Origin of the sequence: Arsenophonus nasoniae (assembly GCF_004768525.1) — a bacterium.
Lineage (GTDB): Bacteria > Pseudomonadota > Gammaproteobacteria > Enterobacterales > Enterobacteriaceae > Arsenophonus > Arsenophonus nasoniae.
This window is the reverse complement of the sequence record NZ_CP038615.1, coordinates 1-22,468: the sequence shown is the minus strand read 5'-3', so window position 1 is coordinate 22,468 and position 22,468 is coordinate 1. Positions and strand designations below refer to the sequence as shown.

22 protein-coding genes and 8 pseudogenes are annotated in these 22,468 nt (G+C 43.5%); 7 read left to right on the top strand and 23 right to left on the bottom strand.

Annotation, left to right across the window (positions count from 1 at the left end):
- Nucleotides 1-86: 86 nt before the first annotated feature.
- Together ArsFIN_RS28945 and ArsFIN_RS20965 are read right to left on the bottom strand one after the other, a co-directional pair.
- A pseudogene (locus tag ArsFIN_RS28945) lies at nt 87-1,283 on the bottom strand (IS91 family transposase).
- Nucleotides 1,284-1,292: 9 nt separating this feature from the next.
- Nucleotides 1,293-1,496, bottom strand: coding sequence for a hypothetical protein (locus ArsFIN_RS20965; RefSeq protein ID WP_135678491.1), 204 nt, complete (start codon nt 1,494-1,496; stop codon nt 1,293-1,295).
- Between the two features lie 155 nt (nt 1,497-1,651).
- Here ArsFIN_RS20965 and ArsFIN_RS20960 point away from each other — a divergent pair.
- Nucleotides 1,652-2,786: pseudogene (locus ArsFIN_RS20960) on the top strand (IS3 family transposase).
- Between the two features lie 273 nt (nt 2,787-3,059).
- On the opposite strand, the pseudogene ArsFIN_RS28940 reads toward ArsFIN_RS20960, so the two are convergent.
- The 5 genes and pseudogenes from ArsFIN_RS28940 to ArsFIN_RS28355 form a co-directional block, all read right to left on the bottom strand.
- Nucleotides 3,060-4,296, bottom strand: a pseudogene (locus ArsFIN_RS28940) (IS91 family transposase).
- Between the two features lie 9 nt (nt 4,297-4,305).
- Complete coding sequence (locus tag ArsFIN_RS20950) at nt 4,306-4,509, bottom strand: hypothetical protein (RefSeq protein WP_135678491.1); 204 nt, start codon at nt 4,507-4,509, stop codon at nt 4,306-4,308.
- 126 nt (nt 4,510-4,635) lie between these two features.
- Nucleotides 4,636-4,758, bottom strand: a complete 123-nt coding sequence (locus tag ArsFIN_RS28370; RefSeq protein WP_276489434.1) for a hypothetical protein — start codon at nt 4,756-4,758, stop codon at nt 4,636-4,638.
- A 276-nt stretch (nt 4,759-5,034) separates the two neighbouring features.
- A pseudogene (locus ArsFIN_RS28935) lies at nt 5,035-6,238 on the bottom strand (IS91 family transposase).
- Between the two features lie 340 nt (nt 6,239-6,578).
- Nucleotides 6,579-6,701: a hypothetical protein gene (locus tag ArsFIN_RS28355; RefSeq protein ID WP_276489417.1), complete on the bottom strand. Its 123-nt coding sequence runs from the start codon at nt 6,699-6,701 to the stop codon at nt 6,579-6,581.
- A 271-nt stretch (nt 6,702-6,972) separates the two neighbouring features.
- On the opposite strand from ArsFIN_RS28355, the pseudogene lpxP reads away from it, so the two are divergent.
- Nucleotides 6,973-7,877 (top strand): annotated as a pseudogene (gene lpxP, locus ArsFIN_RS20940) (kdo(2)-lipid IV(A) palmitoleoyltransferase); the annotation flags it as partial.
- 324 nt (nt 7,878-8,201) lie between these two features.
- Here lpxP and ArsFIN_RS26625 read toward each other — a convergent pair.
- The 3 genes and pseudogenes from ArsFIN_RS26625 to istA form a co-directional block, all read right to left on the bottom strand.
- Nucleotides 8,202-8,339, bottom strand: a pseudogene (locus tag ArsFIN_RS26625) (IS91 family transposase); the annotation flags it as partial.
- A gap of 67 nt (nt 8,340-8,406) precedes the next feature.
- A complete protein-coding gene (istB, locus tag ArsFIN_RS20935; RefSeq protein ID WP_135677409.1) occupies nt 8,407-9,168 on the bottom strand; it encodes an IS21-like element helper ATPase IstB in 762 nt (253 codons plus the stop codon).
- A pseudogene (gene istA, locus ArsFIN_RS20930) lies at nt 9,155-10,193 on the bottom strand (IS21 family transposase). Before istA ends, istB begins: the two are co-directional and overlap by 14 nt.
- A gap of 89 nt (nt 10,194-10,282) precedes the next feature.
- Here istA and ArsFIN_RS20925 point away from each other — a divergent pair.
- Nucleotides 10,283-11,394 (top strand): annotated as a pseudogene (locus ArsFIN_RS20925) (IS91 family transposase); the annotation flags it as partial.
- Nucleotides 11,395-11,638: 244 nt separating this feature from the next.
- Here the strand turns inward: ArsFIN_RS20925 and ArsFIN_RS20920 are convergent.
- From ArsFIN_RS20920 to ArsFIN_RS20905, 4 genes are read right to left on the bottom strand one after another with little or no spacing between them, the layout of a single operon-like run.
- The gene (locus ArsFIN_RS20920; protein ID WP_211229687.1) at nt 11,639-11,902 is read right to left on the bottom strand and encodes a type II toxin-antitoxin system RelE family toxin; all 264 of its coding nucleotides are present in this window, start codon (nt 11,900-11,902) and stop codon (nt 11,639-11,641) included.
- Entirely contained in the window at nt 11,889-12,131 is a 243-nt protein-coding gene (gene relB, locus ArsFIN_RS20915; protein ID WP_026824132.1) for a type II toxin-antitoxin system RelB family antitoxin, read from the bottom strand. Before relB ends, ArsFIN_RS20920 begins: the two co-directional genes overlap by 14 nt.
- A gap of 60 nt (nt 12,132-12,191) precedes the next feature.
- Nucleotides 12,192-12,650 carry a hypothetical protein gene (locus ArsFIN_RS20910; protein WP_026824131.1) on the bottom strand — a complete coding sequence of 153 codons (459 nt, stop codon included), beginning with the start codon at nt 12,648-12,650 and terminating at the stop codon, nt 12,192-12,194.
- Nucleotide 12,651: 1 nt separating this feature from the next.
- The gene (locus ArsFIN_RS20905) at nt 12,652-13,119 is read right to left on the bottom strand and encodes a recombinase RecT (protein ID WP_276489436.1); all 468 of its coding nucleotides are present in this window, start codon (nt 13,117-13,119) and stop codon (nt 12,652-12,654) included.
- Between the two features lie 82 nt (nt 13,120-13,201).
- Here ArsFIN_RS20905 and ArsFIN_RS20900 point away from each other — a divergent pair, with 82 nt between their 5' ends.
- A complete protein-coding gene (locus ArsFIN_RS20900; protein WP_135678317.1) occupies nt 13,202-13,660 on the top strand; it encodes a hypothetical protein in 459 nt (152 codons plus the stop codon).
- Between the two features lie 9 nt (nt 13,661-13,669).
- A complete protein-coding gene (locus ArsFIN_RS20895; RefSeq protein WP_135678014.1) occupies nt 13,670-14,872 on the top strand; it encodes an IS91 family transposase in 1,203 nt (400 codons plus the stop codon).
- A gap of 155 nt (nt 14,873-15,027) precedes the next feature.
- Here the strand turns inward: ArsFIN_RS20895 and ArsFIN_RS20890 are convergent, their stop codons facing one another.
- Genes ArsFIN_RS20890 through ArsFIN_RS20870 form a run of 5 tightly spaced genes read right to left on the bottom strand, consistent with a single transcriptional unit; the run spans nt 15,028 to nt 19,267 of the window.
- Entirely contained in the window at nt 15,028-15,339 is a 312-nt protein-coding gene (locus ArsFIN_RS20890) for a DUF2184 domain-containing protein (RefSeq protein WP_246067524.1), read from the bottom strand.
- A 3-nt stretch (nt 15,340-15,342) separates the two neighbouring features.
- Nucleotides 15,343-15,822: a structural cement protein Gp24 gene (locus ArsFIN_RS20885; protein ID WP_135678487.1), complete on the bottom strand. Its 480-nt coding sequence runs from the start codon at nt 15,820-15,822 to the stop codon at nt 15,343-15,345.
- Nucleotides 15,822-17,006 carry a DUF2213 domain-containing protein gene (locus tag ArsFIN_RS20880; protein WP_135678485.1) on the bottom strand — a complete coding sequence of 395 codons (1,185 nt, stop codon included), beginning with the start codon at nt 17,004-17,006 and terminating at the stop codon, nt 15,822-15,824. The genes ArsFIN_RS20885 and ArsFIN_RS20880 overlap by 1 nt, the downstream gene beginning before the upstream one ends.
- Nucleotides 16,993-17,871: a phage head morphogenesis protein gene (locus ArsFIN_RS20875; protein ID WP_167876732.1), complete on the bottom strand. Its 879-nt coding sequence runs from the start codon at nt 17,869-17,871 to the stop codon at nt 16,993-16,995. The genes ArsFIN_RS20880 and ArsFIN_RS20875 overlap by 14 nt, the downstream gene beginning before the upstream one ends.
- Nucleotides 17,828-19,267, bottom strand: coding sequence for an anti-CBASS protein Acb1 family protein (locus ArsFIN_RS20870; RefSeq protein WP_135678481.1), 1,440 nt, complete (start codon nt 19,265-19,267; stop codon nt 17,828-17,830). The genes ArsFIN_RS20875 and ArsFIN_RS20870 overlap by 44 nt, the downstream gene beginning before the upstream one ends.
- 15 nt (nt 19,268-19,282) lie before the next feature.
- Between ArsFIN_RS20870 and ArsFIN_RS20865 the strand changes: the two genes are divergently transcribed.
- The gene (locus tag ArsFIN_RS20865) at nt 19,283-19,564 is read left to right on the top strand and encodes a type II toxin-antitoxin system RelE/ParE family toxin (protein ID WP_135678479.1); all 282 of its coding nucleotides are present in this window, start codon (nt 19,283-19,285) and stop codon (nt 19,562-19,564) included.
- Between the two features lie 7 nt (nt 19,565-19,571).
- Nucleotides 19,572-19,853 (top strand): HigA family addiction module antitoxin, encoded by a 282-nt coding sequence (locus ArsFIN_RS20860; protein WP_135678477.1) that lies wholly within the window; start codon nt 19,572-19,574, stop codon nt 19,851-19,853.
- Here ArsFIN_RS20860 and ArsFIN_RS28925 read toward each other — a convergent pair.
- The 4 genes from ArsFIN_RS28925 to ArsFIN_RS20840 all read right to left on the bottom strand — a co-directional run bounded on the left by ArsFIN_RS28925 (nt 19,850) and on the right by ArsFIN_RS20840 (nt 22,436).
- On the bottom strand, nt 19,850-19,933 hold the full coding sequence (locus tag ArsFIN_RS28925) for a helix-turn-helix domain-containing protein (RefSeq protein WP_370520691.1): 84 nt from the start codon (nt 19,931-19,933) through the stop codon (nt 19,850-19,852). The genes ArsFIN_RS20860 and ArsFIN_RS28925 overlap by 4 nt on opposite strands.
- Nucleotides 19,915-20,520 (bottom strand): recombinase family protein, encoded by a 606-nt coding sequence (locus ArsFIN_RS20850; RefSeq protein ID WP_135678475.1) that lies wholly within the window; start codon nt 20,518-20,520, stop codon nt 19,915-19,917. The genes ArsFIN_RS28925 and ArsFIN_RS20850 overlap by 19 nt, the downstream gene beginning before the upstream one ends.
- A gap of 127 nt (nt 20,521-20,647) precedes the next feature.
- On the bottom strand, nt 20,648-21,874 hold the full coding sequence (locus ArsFIN_RS20845) for a PBSX family phage terminase large subunit (protein ID WP_407062050.1): 1,227 nt from the start codon (nt 21,872-21,874) through the stop codon (nt 20,648-20,650).
- Nucleotides 21,852-22,436: a helix-turn-helix domain-containing protein gene (locus tag ArsFIN_RS20840; RefSeq protein ID WP_026824114.1), complete on the bottom strand. Its 585-nt coding sequence runs from the start codon at nt 22,434-22,436 to the stop codon at nt 21,852-21,854. The genes ArsFIN_RS20845 and ArsFIN_RS20840 overlap by 23 nt, the downstream gene beginning before the upstream one ends.
- Nucleotides 22,437-22,468 lie beyond the last annotated feature (32 nt).

The window sequence follows — 22,468 nt, the reverse complement described above, 5'->3', positions numbered from 1 at the left end:
TTATTGTGTTTAGTGCCAGTTAACATTTCCTCAGAGAGTGTAATTTCTAACCTGATTTCCTTATTTTAGACACATTGATCCTGCGTTTAGCTGCGTAACCATCGCTTTTTCTCCAGGTTATGCAGTCTTTCTGACAACAATTCCGTTGCTTTTTTACCCATTTGCGCCCCGGTGAAAAGCAGCCTGTCGCCACACAGAATACATTTGTACGGATCGGTACGCAGAAATCCTTTCATCAGCACAGAAAACCTGGGTTCTCCGGTTTTACGTGCCGTCATCTCAAGTGCCTTATACACTTTCGGCAATAGTTTTCCCCGTTTACGATTCGACAAAAAACCAGAGTAACGCACCATTTTAAAATGCCTGGCCGGAATATGGCTTATATAGCGTCTAATCATCTCTTCCTGCGGCAGAGTCTGCTGCCGATGCTGGCCAGTTCGGTGGTCATGGTAGTGATGAACAACGGTACCCCCTCGGTAATGCCGCAGTTTTGACGCAGATACCGGTGGGCGTTTAAGGTAGCGACCGAGGTACTTAACACTATGCCATGCCCCTTTCGTTTTTTTTAGCAAAGTGCACTTTCCAATAACGTCCGTACTGCGCCCTCAAGTAACGCCGCCAATGTTTTTGTCACGGATATGGCCAAGACCGGGAAGAAGGCCAGGGTTAATTAAATCATAACTGTGACGCAGTAGTCGGATAACAGCCCCTCGCCAGATTTCTTCGACATCCTTTTTTTTGAAAACAGCTTTCGCCATACACTATGTTTACTATCCAAACCCCTCGAGTGACGGAAACATGAACATGCGGATGTTGATTGAGTTGCCGGCCATAAGTATGCAAGGCACAGAAAATACCAATTTCGATTCCCTGTTTGCGAGCCAACTGCAGCATAGCTCGAGTGGCTGCCCGAAACAGAGCATTAAGTAGCGGCCAGTTATTGTTAAAAAAAGGCCAAAGGAGATGTGGCATGGTGAAAGTAATGTGTTGCCAGTCGCAGTCGGGTAAAATATGAACCTGCTGTGCTAACCACTGCTCGGTGGCTTTAAAGCCACATGAACTGCAGGCTTTTGACTTACAGCTTTGGCAGAAAAACGGCTGTGAGAACAATCAGACGAAGCGCAACAATAGCGCCGGACACCCATTGCACAAGTGCCGCAGGCAAGCATGCGCTCCACAGATAAACTCGTCCACGAACTAACGCTATCGCCGTATTTTTCGAGGAATTTATTCCAACCGTTATCAATGGTGAAAAGTAGTTTAGCAGGACGAGGGATATACATCTGACTCAATTACCTTATGGGCATCTTGCCAAAGAAACAGAAATTGTCAGATTCGTCAGCCCAGTTATCGGTGTGTTTATCCCAGGGTTCAAAGGAAACAGGGATTATTCCTAGCTCCGTATAGGTGATGAATTCATCGGCAGGCAGACTTTCAGTTATTCCCCTCAGTGTAGTCGTATCCAGCGTCATCGGCTTGGTCTTGGCGTTGTTCAAAACCCCTGATAATCGTGACTAGCGGCGGGTGTAGTGGTCTAATAAAACTGTAGAGATTTATAGCTTATAATTAAGCAAAATCTTATAGGTATAAATATGACCCGAAAAGTAAAAGTAACCTTTAGCGGAAAGCAAAACTGGAATATGCAAAACTCATGGTTGAAGGTGGATATAGCAATATCCAAGTTGAAAAATATCCGGTGCGGGTAAATCTGCCGTATCACGATGGAAGCAACAATATCTTGCCGAGTTAAATGGGAATACGCCTGTAAAATCAAAAGCGTTAACACCCGAGCAACAGCGCATACAAGAATTAGAAGTTCAACTTAAGCGTGCTCAGAGGGATAATGACATATTAAAAGCCGCGGCTTACTTCATCCTCGACAATCAAAACTCAAAATCGTGAAGCAACTGAAAATCATGTACTCAATTTTACGGTCACTGAGTTATGCCATCTTTTGAAGTAAGCAGCAGTAGTTTTATTATGAAACGAAAATACCGACAGTTGAAAATGAAAGACTGTGTGGCGAAATCAAACGTATTTTTTATACATCGGGTCAAATTTATGGCAAAAGACGTATTCAAGCCGAGTTAAAGGGTTTAGGGCACCAAATTGGCACTTATAAAATATCGAACATCATGAAATTAAATCAATTAGTTGCAATTAGACCAACGAAAAGCACTACTATCACTCATTGGGTAACGAACATCGATATGCCCCTAATTTGCTTAAACGACAATTTTCCCTGAACAGCATAATCACTATTATGTCGGGGATATCACGTATATTAGACATCACTATGGGTGGAGCTATTTAGCCTGTGTGTTGGATTTAGCCACCAAAGAAATTATTGGTTATGCCTTATCAACAAAACCGGATTCGAAATTAGTGAAAGAAGCCTTAGATAACGCAATTGAACGGCAATTACCGGATACGACAAGTTTGATGTTCCATTCAGATCAAGGTTGCCAATATTCATCGGAGGAGTTTAGGGCGCACCTCTTTGAACGGAAAATAACTCAAAGCATGAGTCGGCGAGGTAATTGCCTCGATAATGCCGTGATGGAAAGATTTTTAGGAGTTTAAAGACAGAAAGACTTAACCGTTTATCGTTTATGAATCATCAATCTGTTGTCTGTGAAGTTGAAAATTATATTCAGTTTTACAATTATTATCGACGCCATTCAACGATTGGTTATTTAACGCCACATCAAAAATATCATGAACTAAAAATGCCGCTTAGATCTTCTACAGAATTTGTTGACCATTACACAGCCTGCCTGATTTAACCGGTTTACGCTTTCTGGGAGATTTATTGCGAGCCATCGAGATGAATCCCTGAAAAAAATTAACCTACTGCAGAGTATAAAACAGTACTCAACTCATTAACATCCCCGAAGCAGCACCGCTGCGCCGCTCACGCGTAGCGTGCTACGTTCATGGTTAGGAAATTGAATCGCTTTTAAAGTGAGTAGCAAAAGCCATCCCTTATTGCAAAAAGGAGATGGGGATCGATTTATTGTGTTTAGTGCCAGTTAACATTTCCTCAGAGAGTGTAATTTCTAACCTGATTTCCTTATTTTAGACACATTGATCCTGCGTTTAGCTGCGTAACCATCGCTTTTCTCCAGGTTATGCAGTCTTTCTGACAACAATTCCGTTGCTTTTTTACCCATTTGCGCCCCGGTGAAAAGCAGCCTGTCGCCACACAGAATACATTTGTACGGATCGGTACGCAGAAATCCTTTCATCAGCACAGAAAACCTGGGTTCTCCGGTTTTACGTGCCGTCATCTCAAGTGCCTTATACACTTTCGGCAATAGTTTTCCTCGTTTACGATTCGACAAAACCAGAGTAACGCACCATTTTAAAATGCCTGGCCGGAATATGGCTTATATAGCGTCTAATCATCTCTTCCTGCGGCAGAGTCTGCTGCCGATGCTGGCCAGTTCGGTGGTCATGGTAGTGATGAACAACGGCACCCCCTCGGTAATGCCGCAGTTTTGACGCAGATACCGGTGGGCGTTTAAGGTAGCGACCGAGGTACTTAACACTATGCCATGCCCCTTTCGTTTTTTTTAGCAAAGTGCACTTTCCAATAACGTCCGTACTGCGCCCTCAAGTAACGCCGCCAATGTTTTTTGTCACGGATATGGCCAAGACCGGGAAGAAGGCCAGGGTTAATTAAATCATAACTGTGACGCAGTAGTCGGATAACAGCCCCTCGCCAGATTTCTTCGACATCCTTTTTTTTGAAAAACAGCTTTCGCCATACACTATGTTTACTATCCAAACCCCCTCGAGTGACGGAAACATGAACATGCGGATGTTGATTGAGTTGCCGGCCATAAGTATGCAAGGCACAGAAAATACCAATTTCGATACCCTGTTTGCGAGCCAACTGCAGCATAGCTCGAGTGGCTGCCCGAAACAGAGCATTAAGTAGCGGCCAGTTATTGTTAAAAAAAGGCCAAAGGAGATGTGGCATGGTGAAAGTAATGTGTTGCCAGTCGCAGTCGGGTAAAATATGAACCTGCTGTGCTAACCACTGCTCGGTGGCTTTAAAGCCACATGAACTGCAGGCTTTTGACTTACAGCTTTGGCAGAAAAACGGCTGTGAGAACAATCAGACGAAGCGCAACAATAGCGCCGGACACCCATGGCACAAGTGCCGCAGGCAAGCATGCGCTCCACAGATAAACTCGTCCACGAACTAACGCTATCGCCGTATTTTTCGAGGAATTTATTCCAACCGTCATCAATGGTGAAAAGTAGTTTAGCAGGACGAGGGATATACATCTGACTCAATTACCTTATGGGCATCTTGCCAAAGAAACAGAAATTGTCAGATTCGTCAGCCCAGTTATCGGTGTGTTTATCCCAGGGTTCAAAGGAAACAGGGATTATTCCCAGCTCCGTATAGGTGATGAATTCATCGGCAGGCAGACTTTCAGTTATTCCCCTCAGTGTAGTCGTATCCAGCGTCATCGGCTTGGTCTTGGCGTTGTTCAAAACTCCTGATAATCGTGACTAGCGGCGGGTAATACTGCGTGTCGAGAAAAAATTGGGGCCGAGTCGGACGCAGTGGCGTATGGCTTCTTTTAGGGTGTCATAAAAAATTCAGGCGGTCTGTCATCATCATTTTCGGGTGGGAGAGATCATAAAACGTTTCAGATAAACAGGCGTTGTGGCACGTGAAGTGACGGGCAGCCTGCCTGATTTAACCGGTTTACGCTTTCTGGGAGATTTATTGCGAGCCATCGAGATGAATCCCTGAAAAAAATTAACCTACTGCAGAGTATAAAACAGTACTCAACTCATTAACATCCCCGAAGCAGCACCGCTGCGCCGCTCACGCGTAGCGTGCTACGTTCATGGTTAGGAAATTGAATCGCTTTTAAAGTGAGTAGCAAAAGCCATCCCTTATTGCAAAAAGGAGATGGGGATCGATTTATTGTGTTTAGTGCCAGTTAACATTTCCTCAGAGAGTGTAATTTCTAACCTGATTTCCTTATTTTAGACACATTGATCCTGCGTTTAGCTGCGTAACCATCGCTTTTTCTCCAGGTTATGCAGTCTTTCTGACAACAATTCCGTTGCTTTTTTACCCATTTGCGCCCCGGTGAAAAGCAGCCTGTCGCCACACAGAATACATTTGTACGGATCGGTACGCAGAAATCCTTTCATCAGCACAGAAAAACCTGGGTTCTCCGGTTTTTTACGTGCCGTCATCTCAAGTGCCTTATACACTTTCGGCAATAGTTTTCCTCGTTTACGATTCGACAAAAAACCAGAGTAACGCACCATTTTAAAATGCCTGGCCGGAATATGGCTTATATAGCGTCTAATCATCTCTTCCTGCGGCAGAGTCTGCTGCCGATGCTGGCCAGTTCGGTGGTCATGGTAGTGATGAACAACGGCACCCCCTCGGTAATGCCGCAGTTTTGACGCAGATACCGGTGGGCGTTTAAGGTAGCGACCGAGGTACTTAACACTATGCCATGCCCCTTTCGTTTTTTTAGCAAAGTGCACTTTCCAATAACGTCCGTACTGCGCCCTCAAGTAACGCCGCCAATGTTTTTTGTCACGGATATGGCCAAGACCGGGAAGAAGGCCAGGGTTAATTAAATCATAACTGTGACGCAGTAGTCGGATAACAGCCCCTCGCCAGATTTCTTCGACATCCTTTTTTTTGAAAAAACAGCTTTCGCCATACACTATGTTTACTATCCAAACCCCCTCGAGTGACGGAAACATGAACATGCGGATGTTGATTGAGTTGCCGGCCATAAGTATGCAAGGCACAGAAAATACCAATTTCGATACCCTGTTTGCGAGCCAACTGCAGCATAGCTCGAGTGGCTGCCCGAAACAGAGCATTAAGTAGCGGCCAGTTATTGTTAAAAAAAGGCCAAAGGAGATGTGGCATGGTGAAAGTAATGTGTTGCCAGTCGCAGTCGGGTAAAATATGAACCTGCTGTGCTAACCACTGCTCGGTGGCTTTAAAGCCACATGAACTGCAGGCTTTTGACTTACAGCTTTGGCAGAAAAAACGGCTGTGAGAACAATCAGACGAAGCGCAACAATAGCGCCGGACACCCATGGCACAAGTGCCGCAGGCAAGCATGCGCTCCACAGATAAACTCGTCCACGAACTAACGCTATCGCCGTATTTTTCGAGGAATTTATTCCAACCGTCATCAATGGTGAAAAGTAGTTTAGCAGGACGAGGGATATACATCTGACTCAATTACCTTATGGGCATCTTGCCAAAGAAACAGAAATTGTCAGATTCGTCAGCCCAGTTATCGGTGTGTTTATCCCAGGGTTCAAAGGAAACAGGGATTATTCCTAGCTCCGTATAGGTGATGAATTCATCGGCAGGCAGACTTTCAGTTATTACCCCTCAGTGTAGTCGTATCCAGCGTCATCGGCTTGGTCTTGGCGTTGTTCAAAACCCTGATAATCGTGACTAGCGGCGGGTAATACTGCGTGTCGAGAAAAATTGGGGGCCGAGTCGGACGCAGTGGCGTATGGCTTCTTTTAGGGTGTCATAAAAAAATTCAGGCGGTCTGTCATCATCATTTTCGGGTGGGAGAGATCATAAAACGTTTCGGATAAACAGGCGCTGTGGCACGTGAAGTGACGGGCAGCCTGCCTGATTTAACCGGTTTACGCTTTCTGGGAGATTTATTGCGAGCCATCGAGATGAATCCCTGAAAAAATTAACCTACTGCAGAGTATAAAACAGTACTCAACTCATTAACATCCCCGAAGCAGCACCGCTGCGCCGCTCACGCGTAGCGTGCTACGTTCATCAATGGTTAAAAAAGGGCTTAAATATCCCCAAAGAAGAGATGCTGTCATTGGGGAGCTTGAAGCAGAGCTTTTAATCGTCTAACAATAGAGTAAATCGCTTATGAATATGATATATTAGGGTGAAAAACATGAACATGGATAGTAAGTGCATAAAAAGAAAAGTTATCACTATTTTTACTTCACCCTCGTTACTGGTTAACGTGGTTTGGATTATCAGTCCTTTTCTATTAGTACAACTACCTTATCCATTACTTGTACGGCTGGGTTCAACGATTGGTAGTTTATCTGGATTCTTCTTAAATCGCAGAAAAGCAATAGCGCGCAGAAATATAGAATTATGCTTTCCTCTTATTTCATTAAATAAAAGAGAAGAACTTATTAAAGATGTTTTTTCTTCGTTAGGAATAGCATTACTTGAGACTGGAATAGCATGGTTCTGGCCTGACAGACGCGTAAGAAAACTATTTACTGTGCATGGAATAACTCACTTACAGAAGGTAACAACAGAGAAGCGCGGCGTCATGGTTATTGGTATACATTTCATGTCGCTAGAACTTGGCGGCAGAATTACAGGATTATGCCAACCGATGATGGCTATGTATCGACCGCACAACAACAAGGTGATGGAATGGGTACAAACCAAGGGACGAATGCGTTCAAATAAGGCAATGATTAATAGAAAAATTTAAGGGAGATGGTAAAAGCACTAAAAGTGGGGAATGTGTCTGGTTTGCACCAGACCAAGATTATGGCCCTAAAGGTAGTGTCTTTGCACCTTTCTTTCTGTTAAAAACGCAGCGACAACAAACGGGACATTTGTATTATCAAAGTTAGCGGAACCAGCTATGTTAACAATAGTACTGATACGCAATAAGGATAAGGATGGATATCGTTTGATAATAGGTGAAGAATTAACTAATTATCCGAAAGATGATAAAGTGGCCGCCGCAGCCTATATGAATAAAGTGGTGGAAAAAGAAATATTACGAGCACCAGAACAGTATCTTTGGTTACACCGTAGATTTAAAACCCGCCCTCAAGGTGAAGATTCCATTTATTGAAAAACAACATCTGAATTAAATTGTAGTAGCTCAAACTAGATCTGACAGTTACCGGTTATTTATACAGTATCTGTCAGGCCAAATTTGATTTAAATCTTTTTCTCTCCAAATTTGTTTTCCATCGTGTAAAGTTGCCATGGGTGTTCGACCGCAACACATTTTTCCTTGATGGTTAGGAATCTCAATCAATACAGTAAGGCATTAATGGAGGTGTTTTGAACTTAATATTTCTATTAAATTCTGACAGTTTTCTCGTTGATTAACCATGAGAACAGTAATTCGGTTAAATTATCATCTAAAAGCCTAATAATAGGCACACTGCTCCTAGGCTGCGGTTTGTAACCATCGTTTTTTGACCATTTTATCCCGCCTTTCTGACAGTAAAGTGACGGCGTGTATTCCTTTTTCCGCACTCATAAACCGCAATCGGTTTCCACATAAAATACATTGGTACGGGTCAGTGTCAACGATCACCGAAAACTGATCCACTTTTTATCTAAATCCGATCAATCAAAATTGATCCACTGTTTTACTCAGTTATTGCTCCTGAGCGCCGCTTATCTTTCAATCGGTAGCTTTCACCGCTTAATTGCAGTACATGCGAATGATGAAGTAAACGATCAAGCATAGCGGCAGTTAATGTTGCGTCATCAGCAAAAGCACTTGGCCATTGCCCAAATGATAGGTTACTCGTCAATATGACACTGCCATGCTCATAACGCTTGGCAATCACATTGAAAAACAGGTTTGCTTCTTCTCGCCCAAACGGTAGGTATCCAATCTCATCGATAATCAACAACTTCGGGGCCATCACCGAACGTGATAGATATTGTTTGAGCTTATTTTGTCGTTTGGCAGTTGAGAGTTGCAACATCAGTTCAGCTGCCGTGGTAAAGCGGGTTTTCTTCTTGGCCTGTACTGCTTTTAATCCTAACCCAATAGCTAAATGCGTTTTGCCTACACCGCTTGGGCCAAGCAACACGACATTTTCATTACGTTCAATAAACGTTAATGCGCTTAATTCCTGTATGTGTTGTTTGGGGATCCCCGTTGCAAACTTAAAATCGAACGTATTAAGTTCTTTATGTGCTGGGAATCCTGCCATCCGACTCAAAAGATTACGAGTTCGTTCATCTCGTTGTTGTTGCTCACATTTTAACAGGGACAGTAAAAACTCTCCGTAGCTTTTGTCTTGGGCAATGCATTTTTCGGCAAGTGATGACCAATGAGTCGGAATAGAATTTAATTTCAATGACTCACACAGGTGTTCAATTTGTTCATGCAATAACATGTTCACCTCCCAGTAATGCTTCGTATACGCTGATTGAGTGTTGCAAACTGACAGATTCAAGGGGCGGTACGATAGGGATATTAAGCGTATTAGTCTGTGGGATAGATTGGCAAACCCTTGCTGGTAAGGGTAGAAGAGACTTAACTTCCTTAGCTAATCTATCTGCTGGCTTCTCTAACGTTGTTCCATGAATTCGCTGATGGGCAACGCGTTGTAACCATGGACCCACTTTTGCATTAGCTATTTCAATATCCAGTTCAAGATTATGAGCACGAAGGTCGGTGTTTAATGGCACGATAAAGCTGTTTTTAAATAGTGGTTAAAGCGCTCTACTTTCCCTTTCGTTTTGCCCTGTAGGGCTTGCAAGCCTTCAATTTAAACCCGTAATCTTTCGACATTTGAAGCATTTCGACATGTAATTTATGATCACCTTCTGCATAAGCATCCCGTTCGATGATGAGGGATTTTGCGTTATCACACAATACTTCCTGTGGTACACCACCAAAGTAGTCGAAAGCTTCTCTTAAACCTTGCTGCCACGATTCTGCTCGTTCATTATCAAAGAACTTTACATAACTCGCACGCGAATAGCCTAGCGTTGCAACAAACGCTTTCAGCGATTTTTTACCTCGCCGGATGCTGGTGAAGTCGATTTGCATTTGTTGACCTGGCTGTGTTTCAAAACGGACGACTACTTCGGGAACAATGCTTGGTTTAAATTGACAAACAAATCGGCGTAATTGAGCAATACCACCTTGATAGCCGTTTTCAACTACCTTATCAAATAAGACTGTTGCAGGGATCCAATCAGGTTTAGCCAGTTCAATTCGCTGAAGCAAATAAGGTTTAAAGGGGGATAATTTAGTCGGTTGTTGACTTCTTTTAGCATAAGTTGGCATTGTCTGTTGTTGTAAATGATGTTTTACGGTGTTACGGGATATACCCAACTCACTGGCAATTTTTCGAAGGCTTTGTCCTTGTGCAAAGCGAACATGAATATCCACAAATATCTCCTTGGTTAACATAAATTATCCGTACAAAAATGTGCGAATAATACCAAGTGGATCAGTTTTAGATGATCGTTAGTGGATCAGTTTTGCATGATCGGTGACAATGGCAACTACTCTCTGTCGAAAAGATGCTCGCCTGCAGCACCTGCGCTATGGGCGTTCGCCGTTATTGCTGTTCTTCACCTGAATGCTCTCATTCACGCTTCTTTTGTCAAACCTGTAAATCCAAAGCCTGCAGTGCGTGTGGCCTCAAAGGCACCGAACAGTGGATTGCCCAGCAGCGCCATATTTTGCCGGATTGCGAATGGCAACATATTACCCTCACTATGCCTCACCTACTTTGGCCTTTTTTTAACAATAACTGGTACTTGCTCAACCAACTCTTTCGCTGTGCAACCCGCGCCATACTCAAACACGCCAAGCGCCAAGGCCTCGAAATTGGCATTTTTGTGCGCTGCATACTTACGGTCGCCAACTCAATCAACATCCGCATATTCATTTATCCGTCACGCGTGGGGACTCACTCAATATGACACCTGGAAACCGATTTTCTTTAAAAAGAAAGACGTTGAAAAGGTCTGGCGCAGTGCGGTCATTCGACTCCTTAGGGATAACTATTTTCAGTTACAACCCAATAAATTGCCTGGCTTCGGGCACATTCGCAATTATCAGACCTGGTGCCGTTACCTTAATGCCCAGTTTCAACGTTATTGGAAAGTACATTTTGCCAAAAAGACACGCGGGGCCTGGCATAATGTGAAATATCTGGGCCGTTATCTTAAACGTCCCCCTATCTCCGCTTCTCAATTGAAACACTACAGCGGCGGCACCGTGGTTCATCATTACTATGACCACCACAGCCAACAATACAGACGACAGACCTTATCCCAAGAAGAAATGATACGGCGTTATGTCAGTCATATCCCTGCGCGACATTTTAAGATGATCCGTTATTACGGTTTTTTAGCCAATCGCAAACGCGGGTGCTTATTACCGAAGGTGTATGAGGCGTTAGACATGATATCTCCTAATGTGCCTGAAAAACCTGGGTTTGGGGCCCTTATCAAAGGTTTTTTAAATACTGACCCGTACCAATGTATTTTATGTGGAAACCGATTGCGGTTTATGAGTGCGGAAAAAGGAATACACGCCGTCACTTTACTGTCAGAAAGGCGGGATAAAATGGTCAAAACGATGGTTACAAACCGCAGCCTAGGAGCAGTGTGCCTATTATTAGGCTTTTAGATGATAATTTAACCGAATTACTGTTCTCATGGTTAATCAACGAGAAAACTGTCAGAATTTAATAGAAATATTGAGTTCAAAACACCTCCATTAATGCCTTACTGTATTGATTGAGATTCCTAACCATCAAGTTGCTCATTTCAGAATCAGTTAAACCCGTAAATTTCATCACCGATTGCGTATCCATCCCTGTCATTAGCGTTTGTTTTGCAATCTCAACGATAAATATCTTTTCTGTGACCAATATCTATTATTAGAATAATTAATTCTTTATCTTGAATATTTACCACAATTCGATAATTCCCGACCCGATAACGCCATAAACCTTTTTTTTCTCCATTTAAAGATTTTCCATAAATTCTTGGGTTTTTGGTGTTAATTAGGTTTTTATTTATCCAAGATAAAATAAATAATTGGTCTGATTTACTGATTCCTTTTAAAGTTTTTACAATATTTTTATGATATTTAACTGTGTACATCATCAAGACCTAAATCAGAGATTAGCTCATCATGATTAATAACATCATCATCAGTCATTTCTTTCATAATTTTATTTGCGCGCTGATAAAGCTTGATATCAATTTCATTTTCAATACGTTCAAGCGCTGACTGTCTTAACAGATTTGAAACAGAAATACCGTTAAAATCTGCAAAATCTTTCAGCAATTCTTTATCTTGTTTGGATATTCTAATGGTTAAATTTTCCATTTACTCACCTATAATGCAAGTGCATTGCAAATACATTATAGGTTAGTGATAACATTTAAGTCAATGACTGGGACTAAATCGGTATTGTTTTCTCTTTTCAAGTACCACGCCCATCTCTTTAGCTTTCCTCTCGGCCTCAAAAAATCCGTGGACGATTTCACCGTCTGGAAATCGCCAAGCGTCGCCTGTGCCGTTGGCCAGCCTTGCGATCCACACTTCGCTATCTTTTTTGGCTGGAATTAACCGCTTTTTGCTAACTTTAATTTTCTCTCTGAGTTGTATTTTTTCGTCCTCAGACAACTCGGCGGACAATACTGTACAATACTCAACGATTTCAGCAAGGTTTTTTTCGTCGGTGGCATCGTCGAGGGCAATTAATGCGGCTTCCAGTTTTGGATGGGTTGCTGGTTGTGTTTCTGTTGGTGCTTCTATCACCGTTTCTGCTTTTTGACGCTGTTTTTCGTTTCGTTCGCGCAGAACATCCCTCAGTGATAGCCGTTTAAACGAAGCAGGAGCCATTCTAAGCGGTTTTTCTGTTGAATTTACATCCTTCGTATACCTCAAGCATCAAAAATAGCTCAGAAGCGCAAGGAAGCCGTCTAGCGAGGCGATGAATCACTGTCTTGAGTGCCATTCTATCAAACCACTTCACCCACGGACTTGAGTCGTATTTTGCGCTTTGTACCGTATCCCGTATTTTTTCCACGTCAGCACGACTCATCACTTCGACAACGAGTTCACCACTATTAAGTTTGGCGAAGGCATAGACTTTCACTATCTCATCACCGTCAACAAACGACGGACGATGCGTTAAATGCTCGCCATTTTCGTCAATCACATATTCAAACTCGTCTTGAGCATAAACCACTTTTGCAATGATATTAGCTACCTGACCGGATTGACGGGCACGTTTGATAACACCGTCCACCATCGGCATATAGACGGCTTTTTGTTTGCGAACGTAGCACGCTACGCGTGAGCGGCGCAGCGGTGCTGCTTCGGGGATGTTAATGAGTTGAGTACTGTTTTATACTCTGCAGTAGGTTAATTTTTTTCAGGGATTCATCTCGATGGCTCGCAATAAATCTCCCAGAAAGCGTAAACCGGTTAAATCAGGCAGGCTGCCCGTCACTTCACGTGCCACAACGCCTGTTTATCTGAAACGTTTTATGATCTCTCTCCCACCCGAAAATGATGATGACAGACCGCCTGAATTTTTTTATGACACCCTAAAAGAAGCCATACGCCACTGCGTCCGACTCGGCCCCCAATTTTTTCTCGACACGCAGTATTACCCGCCGCTAGTCACGATTATCAGGAGTTTTGAACAACGCCAAGACCAAGCCGATGACGCTGGATACGACTACACTGAGGGGGGAATAACTGAAAGTCTGCCTGCCGATGAATTCATCACCTATACGGAGCTAGGAATAATCCCTGTTTCCTTTGAACCCTGGGATAAACACACCGATAACTGGGCTGACGAATCTGACAATTTCTGTTTCTTTGGCAAGATGCCCATAAGGTAATTGAGTCAGATGTATATCCCTCGTCCTGCTAAACTACTTTTCACCATTGATGACGGTTGGAATAAATTCCTCGAAAAATACGGCGATAGCGTTAGTTCGTGGACGAGTTTATCTGTGGAGCGCATGCTTGCCTGCGGCACTTGTGCCATGGGTGTCCGGCGCTATTGTTGCGCTTCGTCTGATTGTTCTCACAGCCGTTTTTTCTGCCAAAGCTGTAAGTCAAAAGCCTGCAGTTCATGTGGCTTTAAAGCCACCGAGCAGTGGTTAGCACAGCAGGTTCATATTTTACCCGACTGCGACTGGCAACACATTACTTTCACCATGCCACATCTCCTTTGGCCTTTTTTTAACAATAACTGGCCGCTACTTAATGCTCTGTTTCGGGCAGCCACTCGAGCTATGCTGCAGTTGGCTCGCAAACAGGGTATCGAAATTGGTATTTTCTGTGCCTTGCATACTTATGGCCGGCAACTCAATCAACATCCGCATGTTCATGTTTCCGTCACTCGAGGGGGTTTGGATAGTAAACATAGTGTATGGCGAAAGCTGTTTTTCAAAAAAAAGGATGTCGAAGAAATCTGGCGAGGGGCTGTTATCCGACTACTGCGTCACAGTTATGATTTAATTAACCCTGGCCTTCTTCCCGGTCTTGGCCATATCCGTGACAAAAAACATTGGCGGCGTTACTTGAGGGCGCAGTACGGACGTTATTGGAAAGTGCACTTTGCTAAAAAAACGAAAGGGGCATGGCATAGTGTTAAGTACCTCGGTCGCTACCTTAAACGCCCACCGGTATCTGCGTCAAAACTGCGGCATTACCGAGGGGGTGCCGTTGTTCATCACTACCATGACCACCGAACTGGCCAGCATCGGCAGCAGACTCTGCCGCAGGAAGAGATGATTAGACGCTATATAAGCCATATTCCGGCCAGGCATTTTAAAATGGTGCGTTACTCTGGTTTTTTGTCGAATCGTAAACGAGGAAAACTATTGCCGAAAGTGTATAAGGCACTTGAGATGACGGCACGTAAAAAACCGGAGAACCCAGGTTTTTCTGTGCTGATGAAAGGATTTCTGCGTACCGATCCGTACAAATGTATTCTGTGTGGCGACAGGCTGCTTTTCACCGGGGCGCAAATGGGTAAAAAAGCAACGGAATTGTTGTCAGAAAGACTGCATAACCTGGAGAAAAAGCGATGGTTACGCAGCTAAACGCAGGATCAATGTGTCTAAAATAAGGAAATCAGGTTAGAAATTACACTCTCTGAGGAAATGTTAACTGGCACTAAACACAATAAATCGATCCCCATCTCCTTTTTGCAATAAGGGATGGCTTTTGCTACTCACTTTAAAAGCGATTCAATTTCCTAACCATCAAGCTCCTGTTGTGTCCATACAACGGCTTTTGCCCACTGGCAAACAGGCGCTTTGTACATCTCAATGGTGCTATCAATCGTCACCAGCGAGTTGGTTTTGTTGCCGATAATGCCGTCTTTGACAGAGCCCAACACCTCGGTAATACCGTATTCTACGTATTCATCGGCAAAATCCAGTCCTTCGTTGATTGGGATTGCCTCCCCGATATTGATTTCAGGTAACTGTTTTTCCTGTAGCTGCGTGTCACGTTCGGTTAACGCTCCTTGCAACACCGTTTCAAAATAGGCTTCTTCAATTGCCATCGGTTATTCTCCTACCTTTTGTATGAAGCCAAGCGTTATTGCCACGCACTGACTGCCTGAACTGACATTCTCAACCCAATACCCCAAATCAATATTGCCTGTTGCCGTTTTGGAAACTTTGCCAACATCGTCACCTTTTGCGACCACATAAACTTTATCGCCCCGTTTAAAGGTTTCATCTTTTGCCGTTGCTGCCCCAACGCAATCACCGTGGGAAAAATGCCCTATATTGACTTGCTTGTTGTGTGGTGCTTTCTCGCTGTAAATATCCCTCACCACGATACCGTGGATAACATCGGTGGCAGCAGAAATCGGCTTAACACCACCGTCAGGGTTCACCGCCACAAACACGCCGTAGGGTAGGTCAGTCGTGGTGTTGTTTTCTTCGCCCCACACTTTGTCATTGGAGCTTGAGGCGCGATAGATTGTGCCCGCGCGCAAGGTTCCTTTATCGGAATCCCAATTTGTGAATCCAAATGCCATTAGCGACCTCCTAGGCGTTGTGATGCGGATTTAGTGGGTTTTCTATCGCCAAGATTTAATCGTGGCTTATTCTGTTCACGCTGACGATTGATGAGATAGTCATACTTACCGTTAATCGCAGAATCGCCGAGTTTTCTGGCTTCCTGTTGTGTCACCAAACCTTTCGCAATAATCACATTTTCCTTGATTTGCCGTGCGGTTCGGGCATGTCCAATTGCCACATCCCCAAACGTTGACTTCGCTTCGGCTTCCGTTTCGGCTAGCTCTTTTTCAGCTTTCAGTCGGGCGTTTTCTTCCTCCAGTGCTTTGAGTTTTTCCGTCAGTTCTTCAAGCTGCTTTTTCAGCGTCTCAATCAGCGATTTATCATCGGTAACCTCTGTATTTTCAGGCACGGAGGTGATTTCACTGGCTGCATCGCCTTGCTTAACCTCACTGGTAGGTGACGGCGTCACATTCAGACTTTGGGCTTTTCCGATTAATCCCGTTAATATCTCGCCAATTTCTTTGGTGGCTTCATCGGCGGATTCGGTGAGCAACTGAATGTAATCACTCATCTGAATCAATAGAGTATCAAGGGTATCGGGTGTTTCGCCCTCATCCCCCAACGTATGCTGACCCTTAACGGCAGCGAGTTTTGCTTTCATAGACACAGCGCTATCTCCTAGTTTGACATCATGTCCAGAGCGTCCCTCGTCAACAATTGCGACGTGGTCACCTCTGATATGGGTTTTCTTGAAATCAATCCCCGTTGTGCCAGTCGGTTCAATAAACGACTTGTAACCACAACTGAGTTCTTTGATTTGGTAATTTTTAATGGCAGCAATCGCCTCAGCGTCATAAAGGAAAACATCGGCTGAAAGATAATCGCCGTCTTGTTTCACATTCTGCACATGCCCAATAGCGGTTTCCTTCCAGTTATCACTGGTCACCTCGTTATTGGGTGCATGGAAAAAGGTAAGCGGTTTTCCCTCAAACGAGGCGATGGTTTCAGCGTCAAAAAGGTCTTCGGGTAATACCTCAACCTTGTAGCGTTGGGTGGGGAGCAAATTAGGAACATGACTGGAGAGTTCTTTGCCTTCAAATTCCTGTATCCCCACTTTGGCAATTTTGCTCGGGATGCGATAACCCGTTTCCAATTGCTGTGCGCCCTTAATATCAATAGGCAATCGGTTATTGCCGTTCATCGTTCAATCCTTCTATGCTTTGTAAAATTACTTTGCTAACGCAGCGACAGTTAAAATCTTGCGAAGGGTGAAGTTCCACGCCCCCAATCCGTTTTCGTTTTTCCCACTGCTTGGTTTTTTCGTTGAAATACACGCTTGGGTCATCAAATCGGCAAATGCGATTATTCATCGCTGCATGAGAGGGACGGGTTCCGCCGTTTTTTCGCTTATCCATCACCGCTGACCAGCGATATAACTTAATGCCCAATTTTTGCATTCTGAGATTGGTTAAATCACCCATTGCTTTGCGGCTTTGGTCAATCGCAATCCGCATACCTCGGTTTTGCTGAATATTCAACGCTGCCGTGATTTCCTTTCCGGCGTCGCGCAACGTTTTGTTGCCGCCTATCATCGATTGCACAATTTTTTGTATATGGCTTAATGACTCGGTATGCAATCCTTTAATCAACTGGACGTTTTCGCCAATCATGCCGTTAAAGAAATCCTGCGTTTGTTTGCTGTCCAACACCGCTGCGGGGTTAATTGCAATCACAGACTCAAATTCACGGCTTAACCGTTTTTTGTTATCCGCATTAGTAATGTTGGCAAAATTACGCGCGACCCGTGTTGCAAATGCGCTGATGTCAATCGTTAAAAAACGGTCAACAATGCGGTTAAAGGTTTGGAAGCGTTTTTGGATAGAATTGGGGCTGGCATCGCCAAGATTTTTTTGTTGATTTTCTCTGGCAATTTCTTGCTTAACCACGAGCTTAAAAAGTGAAATAAGATGTTTAACTGAGGCGGCATAATAGACTTCTGCGCGCTTACTCGGATTAATCGGCTTACACTCCCTCCCCGTTAATTTTCCCTTGGGTGGTAAATTCACGGTCATCCTCCTCACTGAGTAGGTTTGCCATCATCGTCACTTCCGGTACGTTTTTCACGTCAACCAGTTCACGACGGTTTAACTCATTGAGCGCGTCTTGTGGCTCAATCACGCCGTGTTCCAGCAACAACATTAATGCCGTGGTCACGGTATTCAGATTAGTGGCAGACTCGGCTTTGTTTTCCGTTTTGATTTGGACAAATTCAAAGGCGACTTCCGTTTCGCTAATGCCATGCTTGGCACAAATGAATTTGTCGAAGAAGTTAATAATCGGGCGCAAACGGGATTCTTGAATTTCGAAAATGGTGTCGTAGTAAGATTGCAAATCTTCCTGTCCGGTGGAAAATCCGGCTGCCCCATCGCCAAACAAAATCGTTTTCGGTCTGTCCATCGCAATCGCCAATCGGTCTTGCGCTTTTGTCCAGATGTCTGAAACATTTGCCAGCGACAACTCTTTTTGCTCATACTGGCTGTCTGCATCCAGCATCAACACGTTGTGTCTTTTCTTGGCTTGCAATACCAATTGCAGCCAGTCGATAATTTCTTTGCCTCTTCCGTTGGTGATCCCCGTGTTCAAATCTTTCAGCAAGAAAATATCGGATTTCATCTCACGCAACATGCCAAGCACTTCATCGTTGACGTAAAGATAACCGAGTAAATCAGAGATAAACGCCAAAATATCGCTTTTACCATCATTGGCTTTTTCATTCGCTCTAACGGTGCTATTGGTAATTTGATTAACGACCGTCAAACAACAACGGGAGTGATGAACAAGTATTTTCTCGGCGCTTTCTAACTCAAACAACAATGGCTTGTTAAAGTACGGACTAAAAATGTTGGTAGCGATTTTGCGAATGCGATACTCGCCTTGCCGGACGACCAAAAAGCCTTTTAACTGTTCGTTGTTCACATTGAGCGGCTTTTCCAGATTTTCTTCGTCGGTCACCGCGATTAACAGACTACCGCCGTAGAGCGAAGCCAGTTTTAACGCCAGTTCTGCGTGCTTTTTGATGTTAAGGCGCTTTTCTTCGCCCGTGAACACATCATTCAGTTGTTCGGTTCGTGCTTCATCATCGCCCGTAAAACGCACGGTACGCCAGTGCTTGATACAGTCGCCTGACGTTTTGTTGATATATTTCCGCACAATTGACACACGCTCATAGAGCCACGCCAAGCCTTTGTCGGTTTCAAAATAGCCCGCACCTGTTATGCCAAGTGCAGCAAAACTAGAGGGTAATGTCGTCGTGGACGCCCCTATCGCATTCACCTCACGCATCAAGTTATCCAATCCGCCATCGGCGAGTTTTTGGGGTGATTTTTTTCGTTTAAGAGAAAGGAACATACAACCTCTTATATTGATTTTTTTATCACCATTTTGTATAGTGTATATATACATTTTACAAGGTGATGTATGATTAAGAATTTTCGTCACAAAGGGATTGAGCGATTTTTTAAAACAGGTGTAACTTCAGGGATTCAAGCTAAACATGCTGTAAAGTTACGAGTGCAATTAACCGCCTTAAACGTCGCAAAAAAACCTTCTGATATGTCAGCCCCAAGCTGGAAGTTGCATCCATTAAAAGGAGAATCGCTAAAAGGTCACTGGGCAATATCTGTTAATGGAAATTGGAGATTAACGTTTAAATTTGAAGGTGAGGACGTGATCCTTGTTGATTATCAAGACTATCATTGAGGTAATTATGACTAGAATGTATAACCCTTCTCATCCAGGAATCGTTTTACGTGAATATTTAAGCCACGTTTCAGTGACTGAGGCAGCAAAAGCATTAGGTGTTACTAGAGTCTCTCTTTCTCGTATATTGAATGGTAATTCAGGTATTTCTGCTGATATGGCTTTAAGACTAGAAAGCGCAATTGGTACAAGTGCTGAAATGTGGATCGAAATGCAAACTCAATATGAACTTTGGCAAGCATCTCAGAAACCACGACCTGAAGTTCATAGGCTACTACCTCAATCCTAGCCAGTCCGCAAATACCGATAAATGGTTTCGCGTGATGCGCCAAATTCTTTTGCTAGGGGTTCTACGCCGGAACCCCATATTTTGCCGTAGCAAATTCCGCATCCCTTATTCGCATGATCGTTTGTCTGGTTGTATTAAAGATTTTTGCAAGAGAACTGATGCTTTGACCGTTTTTTAAATGCAATATCACTTCTTCTCTTTGTTTGTCGTCCAGTGATCGAGGTCTGCCGAGCTTTTTACCCTGTGCTTTTGCTCTGACTATTCCTGCCTGAGTGCGCTCAATTAGCAAATCCCGTTCAAATTCAGCAACAGCAGAAATCACCTGCATTGTCATTTTTCCGGCTGGGCTGGTGAGATCGACGCCACCTAATGCAAGACAGTGAACTTTAACACCTAAGGAGGCTAGGTTTTCAACGGTTTTGCGAATATCCATGGCATTTCGCCCGAGTCGGTCTAATTTGGTTACCACAAGAACGTCTTCTGCTTCTAATCTGTCTGTTAATCTGACAAATCCATTTCTTTCATTAGCAGCCACCGAACCGCTAACATTCTCTTCGACAATTCGATGCGGTTTAATGTTAAATCCGGCTGCTTCAATTTCTCGGCGTTGATTTTCGGTGGTCTGTTCTAAGGTGGATACTCGGCAGTAGGCAAAAACCCGTGACATATTTATTTCTCCTGTACGAAATAGATGTACTTATTATACAGGATGTACGAAATTAATTTAACCTATTTTTGTACAGGCGTTTTGTAGGATGTACGAAAACGAACGTTTTTGTACTTCCAGTAATACACTATAGCGTATCCAGAAAAGAGACTGAGCCTTTGATATACCCGTCCAAAGAATAACGCACTGCGTCCCAACAGTGATTGTGAGCATCAACAATGACAGGCAGAACATCACCCGTATTACGGTCAATTTTGTACGAATATAGCCGCGCTTCTTCAATTGTGTGTTTGCAACGCGGGTGAATAATGATTTTTTTGAAGCCTCGTAGGTGCGCGATGCCGTCTTCTACGCTACCATTCCATTTAGATGCCGGAGCAATATTAAAGCCCTGTCGTTTTAAGTAGCTGATAGTCTCTGGTCTGCTGTTGTCTGCTTTAATTGGCCAACGTCTTGTTTCCGGTATCGCTTGATAGAATTGAGGTAGTGCGTCCAATTCCACGCCAACCTTGTAGGCTTCGTATTCAACGTACAGACAGTCACCAAGGATGAAACTACGTATCAGGGTGCTAGGGTCATTCGAAAATCCAAAATCGGCTCCAAACAACAATCGGTCTGCTTTTTTCCAGAGATCATCATCAAACTCAACAACATCATATTTGCCGTTCAATACTTGCTTATTGGAATTTTCCAAATAAGCCCCTTCCCAAATCCACGCATAGGTATTGGCATCAAGCCGGATCCGGTCGTTTTTCCGGTCTTCCTCCAAAACATTAGGAAACCACGGATTGTCATTGTAGTTAAGATCAACCGAAATACAGTTACTTGGTTTTTTCTGTCTGAAGCGAACATCGGTTGCGCTCCCTTTTCGCTCAGGATTCCACGTCACCCAAATTTCAGAGCCTTCTTCTCGCACCGTAGGGATTAATTTTTGCCATGCGTACTCTGGTACGTTTTCAGCCTCATCTATCCAGCAGAACAAAATTGATGATTTTGATTTTAGGCTATCCAAGTTATGCCTTAATCCACAAAATACAAAAGAAACCCGCTTGTCTTTGGTACGAATATATCTTTCACCAATATCAAAAAAAGGATTAAGCCAACTGACGCTTTGTATTGCCTGTTTCACTTCCTGCATACTCGAGTCTTCAAGTGAGTTCATGAATTCACGGGCACAAAGTATCACGCCTTTTTTGCCCACCCTTGCTGCATTAAAAGCATTAACCGCCAACATCAACGCAAAGGTACGGGTTTTTCCACTTCCTCGCCCACCGTAAGCGCAACGATAACGAGCACAACGGTTAAAAACCTTAACGAGTTTTGGAGGAATTTTAACGGTTGCTATTTTCATCATGTTTAAATTTTCCACCGATAACTTGAATGACAGAAGGGAAAATATCTTGTGATTCATCAAGTCCCGATGCTTGTTTGATTTCTAGCAATAGCGTGTTAGGGACGGGTATACCTTCTATCTCAATAAGTTGACCAGCTTGAAGCGGAGTAATTTCCCCTGAATTCTTTCGTTCTAGAATTGTTTGCAAATAACATATTTTTTCTTCTTCCTGAGACATAATCACACTACTTAATCCAATCTTCTCAAAAACGGCAATATCATTGTGGGTAGGGTGTATTTCCTTGATACTTTCGCTTTCACCGTCAGGGGTCTTATTGATAGTTTTCATTTTTCTGACATCAAGGTTTTTTACCGCCGTTTTTATTATCTTTTCTCTAATCATCGATAGAGCTTCACCAAAAGCCCTATCAAAATCATAATACTCACGCCTCCAATTTCTGATAGTTTTCTCATCGATAGCAAGACGTTTTGCGATCATTCGATTAGAAACTTTGCCATTCGCTAGCGCTACATCACGGACAAAATCAATGTAGTTTTTCTTAAAAACTATTCTCGCTGGCATGACTTACCTTCAATTAATTTAACATTTGTGCA